This is a genomic window from Pseudidiomarina marina (genome assembly GCF_003987045.1).
Taxonomy (GTDB): domain Bacteria; phylum Pseudomonadota; class Gammaproteobacteria; order Enterobacterales; family Alteromonadaceae; genus Pseudidiomarina; species Pseudidiomarina marina.
On record NZ_PIPZ01000002.1, the window covers coordinates 577,804 to 595,684 of the forward strand.

At 46.5% G+C, this 17,881-nt stretch carries 13 protein-coding genes; 6 read left to right on the top strand and 7 right to left on the bottom strand.

Translation table 11 applies throughout. The annotated features are described in order from the left end of the window. Nucleotides 1-14 precede the first annotated feature (14 nt). From CWI76_RS08500 to CWI76_RS08515, 4 genes are all read right to left on the bottom strand, one after another. Nucleotides 15-3,014, bottom strand: coding sequence for a protein kinase domain-containing protein (locus tag CWI76_RS08500; protein WP_126759895.1), 3,000 nt, complete (start codon nt 3,012-3,014; stop codon nt 15-17). A 41-nt stretch (nt 3,015-3,055) separates the two neighbouring features. Then, nucleotides 3,056-3,904 carry an FHA domain-containing protein gene (locus tag CWI76_RS08505; RefSeq protein ID WP_126759896.1) on the bottom strand — a complete coding sequence of 283 codons (849 nt, stop codon included), beginning with the start codon at nt 3,902-3,904 and terminating at the stop codon, nt 3,056-3,058. Between the two features lie 10 nt (nt 3,905-3,914). Further along, the gene (locus tag CWI76_RS08510) at nt 3,915-4,760 is read right to left on the bottom strand and encodes a DUF6689 family protein (protein WP_126759897.1); all 846 of its coding nucleotides are present in this window, start codon (nt 4,758-4,760) and stop codon (nt 3,915-3,917) included. 133 nt (nt 4,761-4,893) lie between these two features. After that, nucleotides 4,894-7,374, bottom strand: coding sequence for a S8 family peptidase (locus CWI76_RS08515; protein ID WP_126759898.1), 2,481 nt, complete (start codon nt 7,372-7,374; stop codon nt 4,894-4,896). A 195-nt stretch (nt 7,375-7,569) separates the two neighbouring features. Here CWI76_RS08515 and ccoG point away from each other — a divergent pair, with 195 nt between their 5' ends. The 3 genes from ccoG to CWI76_RS08530 are packed head-to-tail and all read left to right on the top strand — an operon-like array spanning nt 7,570 to nt 10,614. Continuing rightward, the gene (ccoG, locus tag CWI76_RS08520; protein WP_126759934.1) at nt 7,570-8,985 is read left to right on the top strand and encodes a cytochrome c oxidase accessory protein CcoG; all 1,416 of its coding nucleotides are present in this window, start codon (nt 7,570-7,572) and stop codon (nt 8,983-8,985) included. Next, complete coding sequence (locus CWI76_RS08525) at nt 8,978-9,976, top strand: serine/threonine protein kinase (RefSeq protein WP_126759899.1); 999 nt, start codon at nt 8,978-8,980, stop codon at nt 9,974-9,976. The genes ccoG and CWI76_RS08525 overlap by 8 nt, the downstream gene beginning before the upstream one ends. Before the next feature lie 38 nt (nt 9,977-10,014). Beyond that, nucleotides 10,015-10,614, top strand: a complete 600-nt coding sequence (locus CWI76_RS08530) for a thiol:disulfide interchange protein DsbA/DsbL (RefSeq protein ID WP_126759900.1) — start codon at nt 10,015-10,017, stop codon at nt 10,612-10,614. 19 nt (nt 10,615-10,633) lie between these two features. Here CWI76_RS08530 and CWI76_RS08535 read toward each other — a convergent pair whose 3' ends face one another. Continuing rightward, nucleotides 10,634-11,536, bottom strand: coding sequence for an acyltransferase (locus tag CWI76_RS08535; protein WP_126759901.1), 903 nt, complete (start codon nt 11,534-11,536; stop codon nt 10,634-10,636). Between the two features lie 139 nt (nt 11,537-11,675). Here CWI76_RS08535 and imuA point away from each other — a divergent pair, with 139 nt between their 5' ends. The 3 genes from imuA to CWI76_RS08550 are packed head-to-tail and all read left to right on the top strand — an operon-like array spanning nt 11,676 to nt 16,859. After that, on the top strand, nt 11,676-12,320 hold the full coding sequence (imuA, locus tag CWI76_RS08540) for a translesion DNA synthesis-associated protein ImuA (RefSeq protein WP_126759902.1): 645 nt from the start codon (nt 11,676-11,678) through the stop codon (nt 12,318-12,320). Then, nucleotides 12,317-13,735, top strand: a complete 1,419-nt coding sequence (locus CWI76_RS08545) for a Y-family DNA polymerase (RefSeq protein WP_126759903.1) — start codon at nt 12,317-12,319, stop codon at nt 13,733-13,735. The genes imuA and CWI76_RS08545 overlap by 4 nt, the downstream gene beginning before the upstream one ends. Continuing rightward, the gene (locus CWI76_RS08550; RefSeq protein ID WP_126759904.1) at nt 13,719-16,859 is read left to right on the top strand and encodes an error-prone DNA polymerase; all 3,141 of its coding nucleotides are present in this window, start codon (nt 13,719-13,721) and stop codon (nt 16,857-16,859) included. Before CWI76_RS08545 ends, CWI76_RS08550 begins: the two co-directional genes overlap by 17 nt. A 5-nt stretch (nt 16,860-16,864) precedes the next feature. On the opposite strand, the gene CWI76_RS08555 is transcribed toward CWI76_RS08550, so the two are convergent. Both CWI76_RS08555 and CWI76_RS11635 read right to left on the bottom strand, forming a co-directional pair. Next, nucleotides 16,865-17,413 (bottom strand): gamma carbonic anhydrase family protein, encoded by a 549-nt coding sequence (locus CWI76_RS08555; RefSeq protein WP_126759905.1) that lies wholly within the window; start codon nt 17,411-17,413, stop codon nt 16,865-16,867. A gap of 193 nt (nt 17,414-17,606) precedes the next feature. After that, the coding region (locus CWI76_RS11635) for a hypothetical protein (RefSeq protein WP_206750227.1) at nt 17,607-17,881 on the bottom strand (275 nt) is incomplete at its 5' end.

Here is a 17,881-nt window from a genome sequence, read left to right on the forward strand (position 1 = left end):
GTAACCCCTCTAATTCATCGACTTCTAGCGAATGCTCTATAGGCTTGTTGCTGTTCTTCATTCATATTTTCGATTAGCCGCTCAAATGCAGCGCGTTGTTGTTCGTCAAATGCGACATCATTAAGGTATGAATATAACTCATAATTACGCCAAAATTTGGCGTGTTGCTGTAACGTAGCTTGTAGCAACTGCTTCGAGTTGTCAAAGTTTCGAGCCGCAAGGTATGGCAGATAAGAGGCAAATACTCGCTCGTTACTAATTTGCTCGAGACGTTTCCACACCGGTGCCGATTCAGGGAAATTTCCTCTGAAAACTAGTTCGCTTAACAACTTTATTTCAACTAATCGAGATGGCTGTTGTTGCATAACGCGCTCAGCAAAGGTAGCAAGTTCAGACTGCAGATATTCTTTTTTACCAAGCAAAAGTAACCAATCAAAAATTAAGCGTTGTTCGTGATTAAACTCGTTTTGAAATGATCTAAGGCTCGTAATATGTTGTTCAAACAATTGAGTTTGATGCAGAAAAACTGCCATTTCAGCTCGCCAAAGAAGGCTTTCGATAGCACCACGAGGATCATTCATTGATTGCGCAATCTGGTCCGCTTGTGCGCCGGCTTCATCGGCTACCGCCATTCGACCCTGAAAAAAATTTAACCGGCTAATTTGAAGTTGTGTGGAAAGATTGGCTTCGGCACTCTTGTCGGTACTACGTAATAATTCAGCCAATAACTGCTCTGCTTGGTTAAACTGGCCTTGAGCAATCAGCAGTTGCACAAGATTAAGTTGAATGCTGTGCAGCGTAGCTTGCTCGTCAAGGCTGTCAACAATCTGCAGAGCCTGGCGCCAATAAACTTCGGCTAGACTGAAATCGCCAATTAAGAAATTAATAAAAGCAACATTATTGATGCTCTGACTTTGAATATAGTTGTCGCCTTCACGTAGACGAATATCTAGTGCGCGCTTATAGTGGCGCAGTGCGCTTTGGTAGTCGCCCTGCTCTTCAAATAGTAAGCCCCGTTCGTTCTCAATATGGGCAACCGACAACGCGTCATTAATCGCGCCAGCGAGTCGCGTTGCCTCGCGTAGAGATTCATCAGCTTGATCAATTTGCCCGGTTATTGCTAAAACCGTCGCTAAATTACTTAATGTCGTGATGCGTTCTCGAGGCTCTTGTTCTTCGGTTCGATATTCTAAAGCTTGCTGAAAGTAGTGTGCTGCAGTGTCAAACTTTGCTAAACGCAGATAAGCGACGCCAAAAGCGTTTAAAATAAGCCCTTGACCACTTAAGTCTTCGCGTTGTCGAAATTGAATAAGACTCTGAGTCAGTTCGTCATTTATTGCTGATTCGGTTTCTCCCTGAATAATCTTTAATCGGGCCAACTCAAACCACCACATTGGCTGGTTACGATCATACGAAAGAGCGCGGCGATAGTATTCACGAGCACCCGAAAGATCACCTAACTCGGCGGCCACTACGGCTCGCTGTGCAAGTACATCGGCGCGATGCGGAAACTGTTTCAATAGTTGGTCAAGTAGTGATGCAGCGGGCTCGAATTGCTGATTAATTAAGGCTAGCTCAATTCGAGCTTGAAGTTTCAAGATAGCGGGAGCTTGTGGGTCATCGATAACGTCGCGGAGCTTTAACGTAAGCTTATCGATGTCATTTTCTGCTCGAGCCGTCGCTAAATCTTGTACAACTGGATTGCTAATGAAATCGGGCGATTGAGGTTCATCGTTGTGGTTGGGTAACACCTCGTTTAACGCATTTGAAATAGCTTTGACTAATTGCTCTGGAGCCACATTTTCGGTATCAAATGTTTTTGAAAATATGACTTGTTCGGAGGGGTGGGCAGTTAACAGCGTATGTAATTGCAATTTCCCCCCTAAAGTTTGCGGTGTCAATATTAACAAATATTGCGCTTGTGTTAACTGCGCTAAGCGCGCGCGTTCGGAGGCCGATTCAAAAGGCTGTATTCCCAAATTTTCGATGAGCTGCTTTACATTTTGGGGTTCAATGGAGTAAATGTTCGGTTCAGCTTGTAACAGCAGGTGGGTCAACTCAGCCAAAGCGTGTTCACCATCAATCATCGCTATTGCTATAGTTGTTACTGCAGTTTCCGGAGCCGACGCTGTTTGCTTCTGCGGTAACATAAAAAGGACAGCCGAAAGTGCAACTAAAATAACCGCCCCCAAGGCAGTCCATTTTTTAAACCCTGATGTGGCAGAGTGAAGAACATCTTGGCATTGTGCCAGCGATGGCCGAAGGTTTGCAGAGTCTGCTTGCAATCTGATGGCTAGTTTTTGTAAGGCTCGCTTCTTTACAGACGTATTCTTCCAGCTGCTAGTCTCACTTGCTTTAAGCATTAATGCTAATATTTTGCCCAGAGCATAGCGATCACTTGCAGTGGTTACTTGGTGTGATCTTGCTAGTTCAGGCGCAATGAATCCAGTGGAACCAAATTGTGTCGTGCTTTCGTCAAGTGTCCGGCCAATACCAAAATCGATAATTGATAAATTGCCGTCATTATCAATTAATAAATTATCCGGTTTTAAATCGCCATGAATAACTCCACTTTCATGACAACTTTGCAGCGCACCTATTAGTTGTTGAAACCATTTAATAATATCAGGTGCCGCTGGATGGTTATCTAGCGCCTGGTTTAAAACCGTGCCATTAACCAGAGACATCGTGAAAAACGTAGCTTGCGATGTCGCGTAAAACTCATGAATACGAACAACATTGGCGTGGTGAATTTGGCGCGCAAGAAGCACTTCATTTCTGAGGAGCTCAATCTCGCTAGCATCTGCTTCTTGAGCTAGCACTTTTAATGCGCATGGCGTTTCAAGCACCTCGTCGTAGGCTTCAAAAACCCGAGCTTGGCCTCCATGACCAAGCAAACGAACAATACGAAAGCGCTCCGCTAACAGCTGTCCGGGTTGAAGCAGCGTTTGCGTGGTTAACTTTGTCGTTGCGTGATTCGATAACAAGTTATCGTGTTCGTCGGAAGCAGCCATCGTGACAACTATCTCGTTACAGAAGCATAGAGATTAAGTTATCACAGATTTCCCTGAGTTCGTACGTTATTGGATAGTTCTCGAGCGGTAGCCATTCTTTGCTGTGCAAGGTTCAAGTAGTCATTCAACTGACACAACGTTAATTGCATCGCGATGAGTTGAGTGAAACGCTGCAAGATAAAAATTTGGTGCTCATTAAAATAATGCTCTTGTTTCAGGCTGTCGGCGTAGAGCACAGCAATAATTTTATTCCCTAAAGCAATGGGAACCGCTAAAGCCGCTTTAATTTGTTGACGCTTAACACTATCACGATGCTGCAACTGTTGGTGACTTATCGCATTATGTACAACGCACGGTTGACCACTTTCAATCGCTTGTCGCACGATTGTTGTTGAGCCATCAAAGGGTGACAGCAAGTAAGTGTCATCAAGAAGAACCAAGGCGGTTCGGTCGCTCTGGAGAACCTGCGATAGGGTATTCTGAGCGGTAGAAATAACCTCTTGTAGAGATGTTGAATGCTGCCACGACTTGCGCATCTGAGTGAGCTGTCGCCCACACCATTGAGCTTGGTTTATCGCGACTTGTTGTGAATGGTTTTGATGCGGCACAAACATACAAACAACGTCACCTAATCGACAGAGCGAAGATTGCTGAAGCGCTTTTTCTTCAGCGCGCTGCGCATCTATAAATACACCGTTGGTACTATTTAAATCACGTAAGTGCCAAACGCCTTCGTGACAAAAAAGTAATGCATGCTGTCGCGAAAGCGTTGGATGATCAATTTGAATGTCGCATTCCGAGCTACGCCCTATCACGTATGCTTCTCGTTCGTGCAAATCGAAGCGCTGCGCGAAACGGTGCTGGAAGACGACATCAAATATTGCTCTCATCGCACACCTGTTACTCAATACGTAAACTAAAGCGGAGCGTTGTTGCAGCTGAAATCAAATTGCCGCGAACATTGTCCAAATCGTTGCTCGAGCGCCATACGTCAGGATACACAGCACCATTATCTGCTTCGAGTAAATGGATTAAACTTTCGATAGCGGCTAAGGCTTGTCCTTTGTTACCTGAATTAATTGCACTACCCACAGCATTTATGGAGTCCGATAGAACTTGAAAAGCACCAGCTGAGAGTTGTGATTGGCTCTCATTCGCAATGTTTTCTAGCCGAGTAAGTTTCGACTGAATAATCGTACTGCCATCACGCAAATCTGCCAAGATTATAAAATCTGAGAATTGGCCACCATTGCCGCGAACTCGGTAGCTTCCTGAGCCTGTCATGGTGGTGATGTCTTCAAAGGTACCGTTTTGATGTGAGTGAAATAAACGAAGTGGTGTACCTTCGGTATAATGCAGCGACTTAGTATAAAGCTCAATTGTGTAAACGCCGCTGAATGAAAAACCTTTTTCTGGATCGGGTCGAATTGAAATGAGGACAGGGAATGCTTGTGGAATAGTCGTTAGTAAGCTATCCGGTAATCGATGCAAAATATCGGGGTCGGCAAGATTTAATAAACTGGCCTCAACGAGCATATTCTGTGGTGTCAATCCTACTGTATTTTCGAATTGAACTGAAAGGTCGAAGCCGACAAGCGTACTCAATTCAACGGATGCAGTAAGGTTGTTTTGTTGCGAATTAATCGTGAGCGGAACTTCGACTGCATTTGCAAAAGTGCTGTAGCTAGATAGGCTAAAACCTAACCACAAAACAGCAACTTTCAATAAGGTTTTGCTAGCGTACATGATTAAATCCTCGGTGTTCTGTTACATTCTGTTACATTTTTTAGGTTAAAATTTACCCAGAAGTTCGATGTTTGTCACGCTTTTCTAAGAATAAAGGGCTACCTCGGGTAGCCCTTGATATTGTTCAAGCCTATTAATTGGCCTGATAGTAGTTGCTGTATAAGCGCCCAGCGGTAAGTGCATAGTGCGCTCGAGTTATGGTTGTATCAGGCACAAAATGAGCTCGCAATGACGGTTCGAGTGCGAAAGCATCTTGCTCAATTGAGAAACGAACGTTCAAAAGCGAATAACGAATCGCAACCTGTACATAGCCTTTCAAATGGGACGGAATTGCATCTTGGTCAGCCAAGACAATCGTTTCATCTTTATAATCCACCACAATATCTTGATTTGGATCGAAGGCTAAAGCTTCACTTTCTAAACCAAGCGTTTGTACTAGAGAATAGGCTAGATCGAGTTTATTAACTTTACCTCGTGGATCAAAATTCCCGTTGTTTGACAGCATTACAGGAGCTTGTGATTGCTCGTTGTCTTTAAGTGCGCCACCAATTACCGATACAGATTCCGCAAAAACTTTGGAGTCACTGGGAACATTTGCCAATGAAGGCTGAGGTTCATTTAGTAAATCGCGGTACTGGCGAATTGCACCGCCCATGACGAGATACTGAGCCAAGTCTCTACGCAGTAAGGCATCGTCAGGGCGGAATTTTCCGTTGTTGAAACCGTCTACCAAGCGCTCCGAAACGGCAAATTCAATCGCGTTCCGCTGTGGGTGACCATTGATATCGTCAACACCTTCGTAGCCACCACTTAACTCGAAAGAAACGGTGCCCGCAATAACTTCTGGAACACCAGGACCATTCGTTATATCAAGCGGATCGGGATCAACCCCAGATAGCGAAGTTAAACCATAAACATACACTTGCCATGTGCCCGGTTGACCTGGAGCTGCAACACGCATTCCAGTTTCAAGAACAGGTAAGGTGAGGTTGCCGAAATACTCAGTACCATCAGGGGCAACAAGTACAAGCTTCGTCGTATTGGCTAACGATTCAGCGCTGGCTTTTACCCACGCTACGTCTTCACCTACTTCGAAACTAAAGGTTTCAGGTTCGCCAACGGGTGCGTAAAGTACCTCAAAGTTTTCAACGCGGTCGCTGGTGACCAATACAGCATTGGCGTTGAAAGAATTTAAATTGTTGACACTAGCGACGTGATCCATATCGAAGTTTAGCGCAGCAGAGACAGCCGATTTTGCGTTAACATAACCACCGCCAACTTCCCATTTTTCATAACCTGGCATATTGGTCGCAGTTTCTTGCAGTAAGCGCTTGATATCCAATAGTGAGAGATCAGGGTTAGCTTCCATCATTAGAGCGACGATACCAGCAACGTGAGGTGTTGCCATTGAGGTGCCTGAAATCATTGTGTAGAACGGAACATATTCAGTTTCAATCGCGTCAAGGTCAGCTTCGCCACCATTCGAGACTAAATTGGTACTCGCTCGCGTTGAGATAATATCAACACCAGGGGCGACAACGGTGATTTCATTATTGTAGGTCCATGTTGTGTTATCGGGCATTGCAAAAGTGCCGGTTTCGCTTTTTAAGCCGCGGGATGAGAAACCGGCGAGCTGACCAAACTTGTCACCAGCACCTACGGAAATTCCCCATGGAATTTGAGCATATGGGTTGTGACTGTCCTCACCTGGACCTGAATTGCCAGCTGCAAATACAGATAAAATCCCGAGCTTATATGCTTTATAGGAGGCAATGCTGACCGGGCTATCCGGACTAAATTTACCGCTTGAGCCCCAGGAGTTACTCATGATGCGAATCGGCGAATTAAAAGCATAAACGTTATTAATGGCGTAATCGTAACCGCCTACGGCATCAAGAATTGATAAACCAGCACCAGAACCATAACCAATCAAGTCAGCCTCTGGCGCGGCACCTAAATATTTGCCGTCAGACATCATGCCAGTGCCAGCAATAGTTCCGGCGACATGGGTTCCGTGTCCTACATTCAAATCGGTATTGATTTGTCCTTCAAGGACAAAACCATCGGTTGGTGCAACTAAACTTATCGCCTGCGCATGAGTCACGGCTTGCACGTTTTCTATTACTTTCTCGCCGAATAAAAGATCTTGGTGTGAAGCGTCAATGCCGGAGTCATTGACCATGATCGTGATACCGTCGCCGGTATAAGATGTCCCATTTCGAGCGACAAAATCGGCGGACTGCAACTGCTCTACACCAGTAATTTTTCGTGCATCTGCGTTAAAGTATTCAAGTTGGCGATTTAACCAAATAGAACGAACATTCGGAAGTGACTTGAGCTGTTCTATTTGAGCGCTGGTTGCGACAACACCAATAATTGGTAAAGAAGAAAATTGAACTCCTTCTGTAATTCCTAAATTCAGAAGTTGTTGTAATTGCGATTCAGAAACTGGCTCGAGTTGGTCGTAGGTGACCACCACAGTTAAGCTTTCAGTTGCTGATAATGTTGGTAGCTTGGCCTGCAATTGCTCACCAATAACAGCGTTTGCTAACGCCTGACCTGGTGCTGTTGCAAGTGTTAGTGCAGCAATGGTTGAGAGTGTAAATTTTTTCATTATTGTATCCTCGTTGCTTAAAGTTTATGCACTTTCGAGAATGCTCCGAGGTCACAAGAATATATATAGGGGTGATCCCCTAATTTTTTTTCGGGGTTGTATTCGGCAAAGGTTGCGCCTGCGCAGTGAATTTTTAGACGAATTAAGCGTATAATCAATGAATCGTTAGAAAATGGCTGAGAGCGTGGTATGGCTATGGAACAAAAAATCGAAGTGCAGGCGGCCGATAAAGTAAAAATCCATCGTCCCGATCCAGACAAACGCAGTAACGCTTATTCGCCACGTAATCGTATTTATGTGCGCGATGTAAAAGGTACGCTTGAATGGTTCCGCCGCAGTTTCGGTTTCATTTTGTTGTTCGTGTTTGCCGTATTGCCATGGTTGCAATGGCATGGCGAGCAGGCCATTTTGCTCGATATCGCTGAACAACGTTTCCGTATTTTCGGCCTTACAATGTGGCCACAAGATTTCACCATTCTTGCTTGGATATTTATTGTCTCGGCTTTTGCCCTATTTTTCGTGACAACGCTGTACGGACGCGTGTGGTGTGGTTTTATGTGTCCGCAGACCACTTGGACGTTTATTTTCATGTGGTTTGAAAAGAAGTTCGAAGGCTCACGAAATCAACGGATGTCACTCGATAAACGGCCTTGGGACTTTGATAAATTCTGGCGCAAAGCGGGTAAACATACGTCATGGGTGATTGTTTCGTTGTTAACGGCGATGATATTCGTCGGTTACTTCATGGATGTACGTGAATTATTCACGCAATTTTGGACACTCGATGCCGGTTTCTGGGCAACCTTTTCGGTCGTTTTCTTCGCGTTTTGTACATACGGGAATGCAGGCTGGATGCGCGAAATCATGTGTACGCACATGTGCCCATATGCACGATTTCAATCGGCGATGTTTGATAAAGACACGGTGACCGTTTCGTATGACCCGAACCGCGGCGAGCCTCGAGGCGGGCGCTCACGTAAGAAAGATCCAAAAGAGTTAGGGTTAGGCGACTGTATTGATTGTTACATGTGCGTACAAGTGTGCCCAACTGGTATTGATATTCGAAACGGCCTGCAATATGAGTGCATTAACTGTGGTGCCTGTGTGGATGCCTGTAACGACGTCATGGATAAAATGAACTATCCTCGAGGCCTTATTCGTTTTACTACTGAACGCAATCTGCAAGGCGGTCGAACTCATAAGTTACGCTTTAAAGCGGTCGGCTATTTTGTCGTGATGGTCGTCATGACAGGGTTATTGATTTGGGATATTTCAACTCGGGTACCGCTACAAGTGGATGTACTACGTGACCGAAACCAGTTGTATAGCATAAACATGGATGGCTGGGTGCAGAACGTATTTACCTTGAAAATTTTAAACAAGTCACAGCAAACACAAACGTACAAAATTACGGCGCAAGGGTTTGAACGTAGCCAGTTGATCGGTGATGACACGATTACGGTGGGTGCCGGTGAAGTGGCAACCTTGCCAATTACCTTGGCGGTTCACCCTGATGATGTGACTGAGCGCGTGCAAGATGTCATCTTTACGGTTACCAATGAAGCTGGCGATGTGAGCGAGCAGCATGTAAGTCGATTCCTCTATGAGTGATCATCACGACGACTTTAGTTTTCATAATTTAACACCCGAGCGCATCGCCGATGCGCTCGCGGATGTCGGGGTTGACCCGCAATCTGGGCTACTAGCACTGAATAGCTACGAGAACCGTGTCTATCAATTTATTGCTGACGATAATCGACGTTATGTCGCCAAATTTTATCGTCCAGCTCGGTGGAGCGATGCGCAAATTCTTGAAGAACACCAGTTCACGCAAGAATTACTTGATGAAGAAGTTCCTGCCGTAGCACCGCTAAAACTTGCTGGCGCTACTCTGCATCATTACGAGGGGTATCGTTTTGCTGTATTCCCAAGCGTGGGCGGACGTGCCGTTGAGCCAGGTGATCTCGATCAGTTAGAACGTATTGGCCGACAAATTGGGCGCTTGCATGCGGTGGCGAAACAACGCCAATTCGCAACGCGTCCGAATGTTTCCTATCACGAATATGTCACTGAGGCATTAGCTACTTTAAGTACTTCATCGCTGTTGCCGAATAATCTGCATGATGCCTTTTTTGCTATTGCTGAGCCGCTAGCAAACCACCTCAAACAAATTGATTTGAATGCCTTTACGCAACAACGATTGCATGGAGACTGTCATTTGGGCAATATGTTGTTGCGTGATGAGCAACTGATGTTCGTTGATTTCGACGATGCGCGCACCGGCCCCGCCATTCAAGATTTATGGATGATGTTAGCGGGAGACGATAGAGCCGAACGCACATTGCAGCTCGATGTATTGCTTGAGGGCTACCAAGAGTTCTGTGATTTCGATAGTAAAGAAACGCAATTAATTGAACCCTTGCGCAGTTTTCGAATCATACACTACATGGCGTGGTTAGCCCGCCGTTGGGGAGATAGCGCATTTCAACGTGCGTTCCCGTGGTTTGCTGAGCAACGTTACTGGGAACAACAGGTGCTGACACTGAAAGAACAATTTGCGGCGTTGCAAGAACCACCGATTCAATTGCAGCCGCAATATTAATTTAATTCGTAACAAACAAACTGTAGGACGTTCTGCCCATGAAGAAGTTGTTGTTAGTTGTTGTCGCTTTAATGATGTTGCCGTTGAGTGCACAAGAATTTAAAGAAGACGTTCACTATGAGGTGATTGCTGAACAAGGTACAGCGAAGCCAGAAATTAAAGAATTCTTCTCGTTTTACTGCATTCACTGCTACCGTTTTGAACCAATTGCAGCAGCAATGAAAGAAGCGTATCCACAGGCTTTTGAAAAGTCACATATTGTTTCTCATCCAACCCTTGAACTGATGGCGCGTGGTTTTGCTGCAGCGAAGTTGTTCAAGAAAGAAGAAGAAATTAGCCAAGCGTTTTATGAGCGTATTCACGCGCAAAAACAGCAAATCACGACAGAAGAGCAGCTACAGGCTATTTTCCACGTGAATGGCATTAGCAAAGACAAGTTTGAAAAAGCCATGAAACACCCATTGGTTGAGAAGCAAGTAAACGACATGGACCGCGACATGCGTGCCTATAACGTGAACGCGACGCCAACCTTTATTGTGAACGGCAAGTATCGTATGAAAACCGATGGTTTCCGTGATAGCAAAGACTTTATGGCTGATTTCGTGAAGGCCGCAGGTTACTTGCTCGAGAAGCAATAAGTTTAAAAGCTGGCTGTGCTTAGTTGAAAAAACCTGCGCGTACGCGGTTAATAATTTCATCTTTGCGCAGCCAACGCTTATTCATCCAATCCTGAAAGTGCGCTTTAAACGCTTCATCGGCAAAATAATCACCAATTAAATCCTCGGTGACAGGCAACGTTTCCACATTCACATATACATCACGTAACTGACCGCTTAGTAACTGCCATACGGCCGGTTTTTTATCATCCGGATAAACAATCGTAATATCTAATATGGCATCAAATTGATTCCCCATAATCTGCAACGCAAATGCTGTACCGCCCGCCTTAGGAGGCAACAAATGTTGGAACGAGCTATGACGTTTCGCATGCTTTTCAGGGGTAAAACGGGTGCCTTCGCAAAAGTTAATCACCGTGGTAGGAATATGACGAAACTTCTGACATTTCTTACGAGTGGTTTCAATGTCCTTGCCTTGTAGCTTGGGATTTTTAGCTATTTGCTCGCGTGAATAACGTTTCATAAACGGCATGTCTAAAGTCCAGCAGCCGAGGCCAACTATCGGAATCCAAATCAGCGGTTGCTTTAAGAAAAACCGTGGCATTGGCATGTTGCGGCAGGCTAAATGCATAAGCACCAGAATATCGACCCAGCTACGATGATTTGCCATGATCATATACCAACGGTCGCGATGCAGTTCACTGTCGCCATCAATATGCCAGCGCATGGGTTGCGTTAATCGGAATAGCGCCGACATGGCGTAACCCCATAGGCGAAACACGGCGTTTGCCCACGTAGACAGCACACGCTGCACGGCAGGTATTGGCAGTAACAACTTAGGTAAACCCACCAAAATCACCATGGCACCAATCACGGCGGTGGAAACGAGAGCGAAAGTAAAATTAATTAATAATCGAAACGGAATCAGTAACGTTGTCAGCATGTTTGCGCCAGATTGTGCTTGTCATGATAGTTATGCGCCTATGATACCCATTTGCGAAATACTTGCCAGCCTCGAAAAAAGCCTCTAAAGTATACTGTATATATGTACAGTATTTGTGGTTGTTTTGCCGAGGTGAGTGATGGCGTATCCCGCACAAATTGAAGCATTAGTGCAAAAAGGCTGGCTCTGGCAAGGCCAAGAGGTACCTGCACATAAAGCCGATCAACAGTTTTTAAGTAGCGGTTGGGCTGAGCTCGATACCCGTTTAGGTGGTGGTTGGTTGCAAGGCAGTGTGAATGAACTACAAGTGCAGCAACCCTTTATTGGTGAGTTGGCGCTGTTATTGCCATTATTGGCGCAACCTCAAACGAGGGTGCTTTGGGTCAACCCGCCGGTTCAACCCTATGCGCCGGGGCTAAGTTATCAAAACCTTGTGTTGCACCAGCATGTGGTGGTGCATGAACCCGATGACAAGCTGGCACTGTGGGCTGCTGAACAAGCTTTGCAAAGCAATGCGATAGATACGGTTTTAATTTGGCATACAGGCTTAAATGCAACGGCGGTGCGGCGTTTGCAACAAGCGGCAGAAGCACAGCAGAAATTGGCGTTTGTGATCACGTCTTGGCAACAGCAAGAAGAGGCGCGCGCTTATGTCACTCGGCTACAGCTTGAGCGTGCTGATAGCTTATCGATTCGAATTTTGAAGCGTCGTTTTGGTTGGCCATTACCTGCGTTCTCTTGTGGTGTCGATTCCCGTTTACCGAGGCGCCGTCGTGCTTTATGAATGCTTGGTTGTATCTCCATTTTCCACATCTGTTACTGGATTATCAGTTAGCATTACAGCCCCCAGAGCAAGGTGTTGTACCGCGCGCTGTAACACAAGGTCACGCGGCACGACGGAGTGTGGTGCAAGCCAATTCCGCTGCGCTACAACAAGGTGTTGAAATAGGCATGGCGGAGGTACTCGCTAGCACGTTGGTGCCAGAACTTAAACTACATGACTATAACGCCAAGCGCGAAAGCACCATGCTGACGCAGCTCGCTCAAGTGCTGTATCAAGATATGGCACAAATTGTGCTGCATCCGCCGCAAGGTCTGTTGTTTGAGGTGCAAAGCTTGTTACGGCTACATCAAGGTTTTGCTGGAGTGGTCGCGCGCATGCAAACACGATTACAACAATGGCCACTGCGCTATGTTTTAAGCAGTGGTTATAGCCCACTATCAGCTAAGTTATTAGCCGCTTCGGGCTATGCGGTACTGAGTGCCGAGGCGACAGATGTGAAGGCGGCGATTAACAAACTACCCATTGACTACAGCGGCTTACCCCCGGCACAAATCGACAAACTTCGAGATGTTGGATTGTTAACCCTTGGCGCAGTGTTACAGCTACCCAGAGCGGAGCTCGGCGCACGGTTTGGTCGCGCAATGACAACTTATGTTGCCGAACTTGCTGGTGAGTTATCGCCGCCTCAGAACTTTTATCATCCCCCCGATCGATTTGATCAGCAGGTTGAGCTGAATACCGAGGCACATAGCTGGACACAGCTTTTGTTTCCGCTAAAGCGCTTGTTACAACAGGTTGAAAGCTTTTTAGAAATTCATCAGTGGAGTACTCGGGCATTATTGATTCGCGCACATCACCGCAGCGGACCAGTAACTCAAGTGCCTATTCAGTTTGCCCATGCCGTGTGGCAACAACGCGACTTGCTCAGCTTAAGCCAATTGCATTTAGAGCGACAAAAGCTCAAACAGCCGGTATTGGCGTTAAGCGTTCGAGTACAACGTCCCGAGCCCCGCCAAGCTCAAGAACAAGCCATGTTTGCCGCACCACAAGCACAGACCGATTCATTAAATGCCTTGGTGAGTCGTTTGCAGGCTCGCTTAGGCGAATCCAAGGTGCAAAGCTTGCACCTACATGATGATTGGCGACCGGAGTACCAAGGCGGCCTTAAGCCATGGCAGGCGAAGCCAACCAGCACAATGTTATCGTTACAGCGCCCTTATTGGTTATTACCCGAAGCACAACCTATTGAACGGCAACAGTGGCAATTGCAATGGGGACCAGAGCGAATCGTGAGTGGTTGGTGGAATGCTGATGCCGTTGCCCGCGACTATTACATAGCGTTGGATAAATGGCAGCGGCAAGGTTGGATTTACCAGAATGACAAAGGTTGGTTTTTGCATGGCTGGTTCAGTTAATACTGTGGCGACAACCGTTGATCAACGCCCTGCTGCCCTGCACTGCTTAAGTAACTTTAGCTTCCTGCGCGGCGGTTCGCACCCACATGAATTGGTGCAGCGAGCGGTAGACTATGGCTATCAAGCTTTAGCCATTACCGATGAATGTTCCGTTGCCGGCGTGGTGCGTGCTTATGTTGCTGCGCGCGAGCAGCCATTGCGATTGATTATTGGTAGCGAATTTCACTTAGAAAATATTGGCACCTTGATTGTGCTGGTACGTAACCGCCAAGGTTATGCGCAATTATGCCAACTTATCACGACGGCACGAAACCGTAGTAAGAAAGGCAGCTATCAGGTTTTTCTCGAAGATTTCATCGAAACATTAACGCAATGTTCGCTGTTATGGCGACCGCTGTTCAAAGCGAACTTAGAAGAAGCGGACAGTGATTTGATCAAAGCGACCGCAGAGCAATTAAAACAAGCATTCGGTGATTATTTCTGGCTCGCCTATAGTCGCCATTACCGAGCAGATGATGCGCAGCGTTATTGCTACTACCAACGGCTGAGTATTGAGCAAACCATACCCGTCGCCGCCGTATGTGAAGTGTGTTATCACGAGCCGCAGCGGCAATCGTTGCACGATGTGTTAGTCGCTATTCGTCGTCGACAACCGCTAGAAACCCAAGTCGCACAACTGAAACCGAACCAAGATTATTGCTTGCGAACGCTTGAGCAACTGCAACAGTGTTATCCTGCCGACTGGCTGGCGCAAAGTATAGCTATCGCCAAGCAATGCTGCTTTTGTCTCAGCGAATTACGTTATGAATACCCAGCTGAGTTGGTTCCAGAAGGAAAAACAGCTAGTGAGCATTTGCGTGAACTCACCTACGGCGGAGCCCAGCAACGCTTTCCACAAGGCCTGCGCGAGGATGTCAAAGCAAAGCTCGAAAAAGAACTGCAACTGATAGCCCAGTTGAGGTATGAGTATTTCTTTCTCACCATTCATGATTTAGTTCAATTTGCTCAGCAACACGGCATTTTGTACCAAGGACGTGGCTCTGCTGCGAATTCAGTGGTTTGCTATTGCTTACAAATAACGGCGGTCAATCCCGATCAAATTGATGTCTTGTTCGAGCGCTTTATTTCAGTAGAACGGGATGAGCCGCCCGATATCGATGTTGATTTTGAACACGAACGTCGTGAAGAAGTTATCCAGTATATTTATCAAAAATACGGACGGCATCGAGCTGCATTAGCCGCAACGGTCATTCGCTATCGCTTACGCAGTGCATTGCGTGACGTTGGCAAAGCGTTAGGGTTCCATGAGCAGGAATTACGCCATTACTTGCGTCAGATCGATCGCCGCGACCAACACAGTAGCTGGCAACAACAGTTATTGGAGAAAGTATCTGGGCTTGGCAAAACGCACCGCGGGCGTTGTTTATTGGCGCTTACCGAGTCGATATTAGGCTTCCCTCGGCATTTATCCCAGCATGTTGGTGGCTTTGTGATTGCCTCCACACAGCTATCTGATTTGGTACCGGTAGAAAATGCGAGCATGCCAGAACGCACAGTCATCCAGTGGGACAAAGATGATTTAGAAACCTTACATCTTATTAAAGTCGATGTGCTGGCGCTCGGCATGCTCACCGCTATACGTAAAATGTTGCAATTAATTCAGCAGCATCATCAGCGCGAGCTTGGCCTAGCAGATATTCCCCAAGAAGATGCCAAGGTGTATCAGATGTTGCAACGCGCCGATTCCATTGGTGTGTTCCAAATTGAGTCGCGGGCGCAAATGAATATGCTTCCCCGACTCCGGCCACAGACGTTTTATGATTTGGTGGTTCAAATTGCGATTGTCCGACCTGGCCCTATTCAAGGTGATATGGTTCATCCATATTTGCGTCGGCGCGCTGGTCTTGAGCCCATCACCTTTCCAAGCGAGGCCGTCAAACAAGTATTAGAACGCACTTTAGGTGTGCCGATTTTCCAAGAGCAAGTAATCAAGCTCGCCATGGTGGCCGCCGGCTTCAGTGGCGGCGAGGCCGATCAACTACGCCGCGCTATGGCGAATTGGAAGAGTTCTGGTGAACTGCGGCAATTTGAAAGCAAATTAATTAAAGGAATGCGCGAGCGTGGTTATAGCGAAGAATTTGCGCAGCGGATTTTTCAGCAAATATGTGGTTTTGGTGAGTACGGCTTTCCAGAGTCGCATTCGGCGAGTTTTGCTAACTTAGCTTACGCTTCGGCATGGTTAAAACACTATTACCCAGCGGCATTTTATTGTGCCTTGCTGAATAGTCTCCCGATGGGATTCTATTCAGCGAATCAGTTGATCCAAGATGCGCGGCGGCACCACATCACAGTACTCCCTGCCGACATTCAGCAGAGTGCCTGGGATCATCTGCTCGAAGCTGGCGCTCGAGGTGTGCAACTGCGCTTGGGGCTACGATTAATTAAAGGTCTTTCACAATCACGTATTGAAGCTTTGCTGGAACAGCGTCCCGCACAAGGTTTTCAGTCGTTACAGCAGTTACGTGATGTTGGCCTTAGCGGCCCCGATCTACATAAATTAGCGACCGCCGATGTGCTCGGGTCATTAGCTGGGCATCGTTACCAAAGCCAGTGGCAAAGTTTGGCCTTGCAGGCCGAGCAATTACCGCTATTTATGGATCAGCTTACCGAACCTGCTAGTAATCTCCTGCCACCGGCAGAGTTTCAAGATATCGCAGTCGATTATCGAACCACCGGCGTTTCGCTGCGTCGTCACCCGTTGGCGCTACTGCGTGAACAACAGCAACTCAAAGGTTATAAGTTATCGAGTGAACTGGCGCAGTGTCGGCATAAACAGCTTGTACGTGTCGCTGGTTTAGTGACTTGCCGGCAGCGCCCTGGTACCGCATCAGGCGTCACTTTCGTCACCCTCGAAGATGAATCTGGTTTGATTAATATTGTTATATGGCAAAAAACCGCTCGTGATTTTCGCCAAGCCTATCTCACTGCTCAACTATTAAAAGTGAAAGGTATTGTTGAGATTCATGGGGAAGTTATTCACGTTATCGCCGCGCATTTAGAGGATGGCACAGAGCAGTTAGCGCAACTCGGGGTGTCGGCTAACCGCTCGCGTGATTTTCACTAATGGTTCTAAATGGCCGTTACATGCAATAAATAGTCTTCTTTTAAGATCACATAGTTCGCAGCCGACTGTGGTAAGAACTTTAATTCTTCTTCTGTTAGTGGGCGCGCTTCTTTCACCGGGCTGCCAACATATAAATGACCACGCTTTAATGTTTTACCTGGTGGAACCAAACTACCGGCACCAATGATGACATCATCCTCAACGATGGCGCCATCCATAATCACCGCCGACATACCAATAAGAACACGATGACCTATTTCGCAGCCGTGCAACATGACGTGATGCCCTACCGTTACATCATCGCCAATAATTAACGGATGGCCTTGCGGATTATTTTCACTGGTACGACTGACATGCAGTACACAGTTATCCTGCACATTCGTGCGCGCACCAATTCGAATCTTATTCACATCGCCACGGGCAGAGACCAAAGGCCAAACACTACTATGTTCACCAATGTGCACATCACCAACAATCACTGCACTACTATCGATATAAACATGTTCACCGAACTGCGGTTCAATACCGCGATAACTACGAATATCGCCATTCATGCTCTATTACCTCTAAAACTCAGCCAAAATGTTATATATTTGATCTGTCTAAATCATACCTTAAAGACTAGCAGAAACCGCCACTGCTGGCGAATCAAGCAAATCACGCCGCTTTTTAGAGCGCTTCGCTCACAAAATCAGCAGTTGGCAAAAAAACACATAAAAATGTCAAAAAGGCGCTTGACGCGGCCAGTTAAATCTCTAAAATGCGCCCCACGCTTGAGGCAGACAACGAAGTCGCCAAAAGCAGATGTTTTGAGTCATAAAAAATTTCGCCGAAAGGCTTGACACAAAACACCAAGGCTGTAGAATGCGCAGCCTCGCTCAACGCAGCGAAACGTTCTTTAACAATATACCAAGCCAAGCAAACTGTGTGGGCACTTACCGGATTCAGGCAGAGAAAGCATCTTCGGATGCACAAAAGGTCTTTAAATAGACCACCTGACTGATTGGAAAAGTGCTTAACAA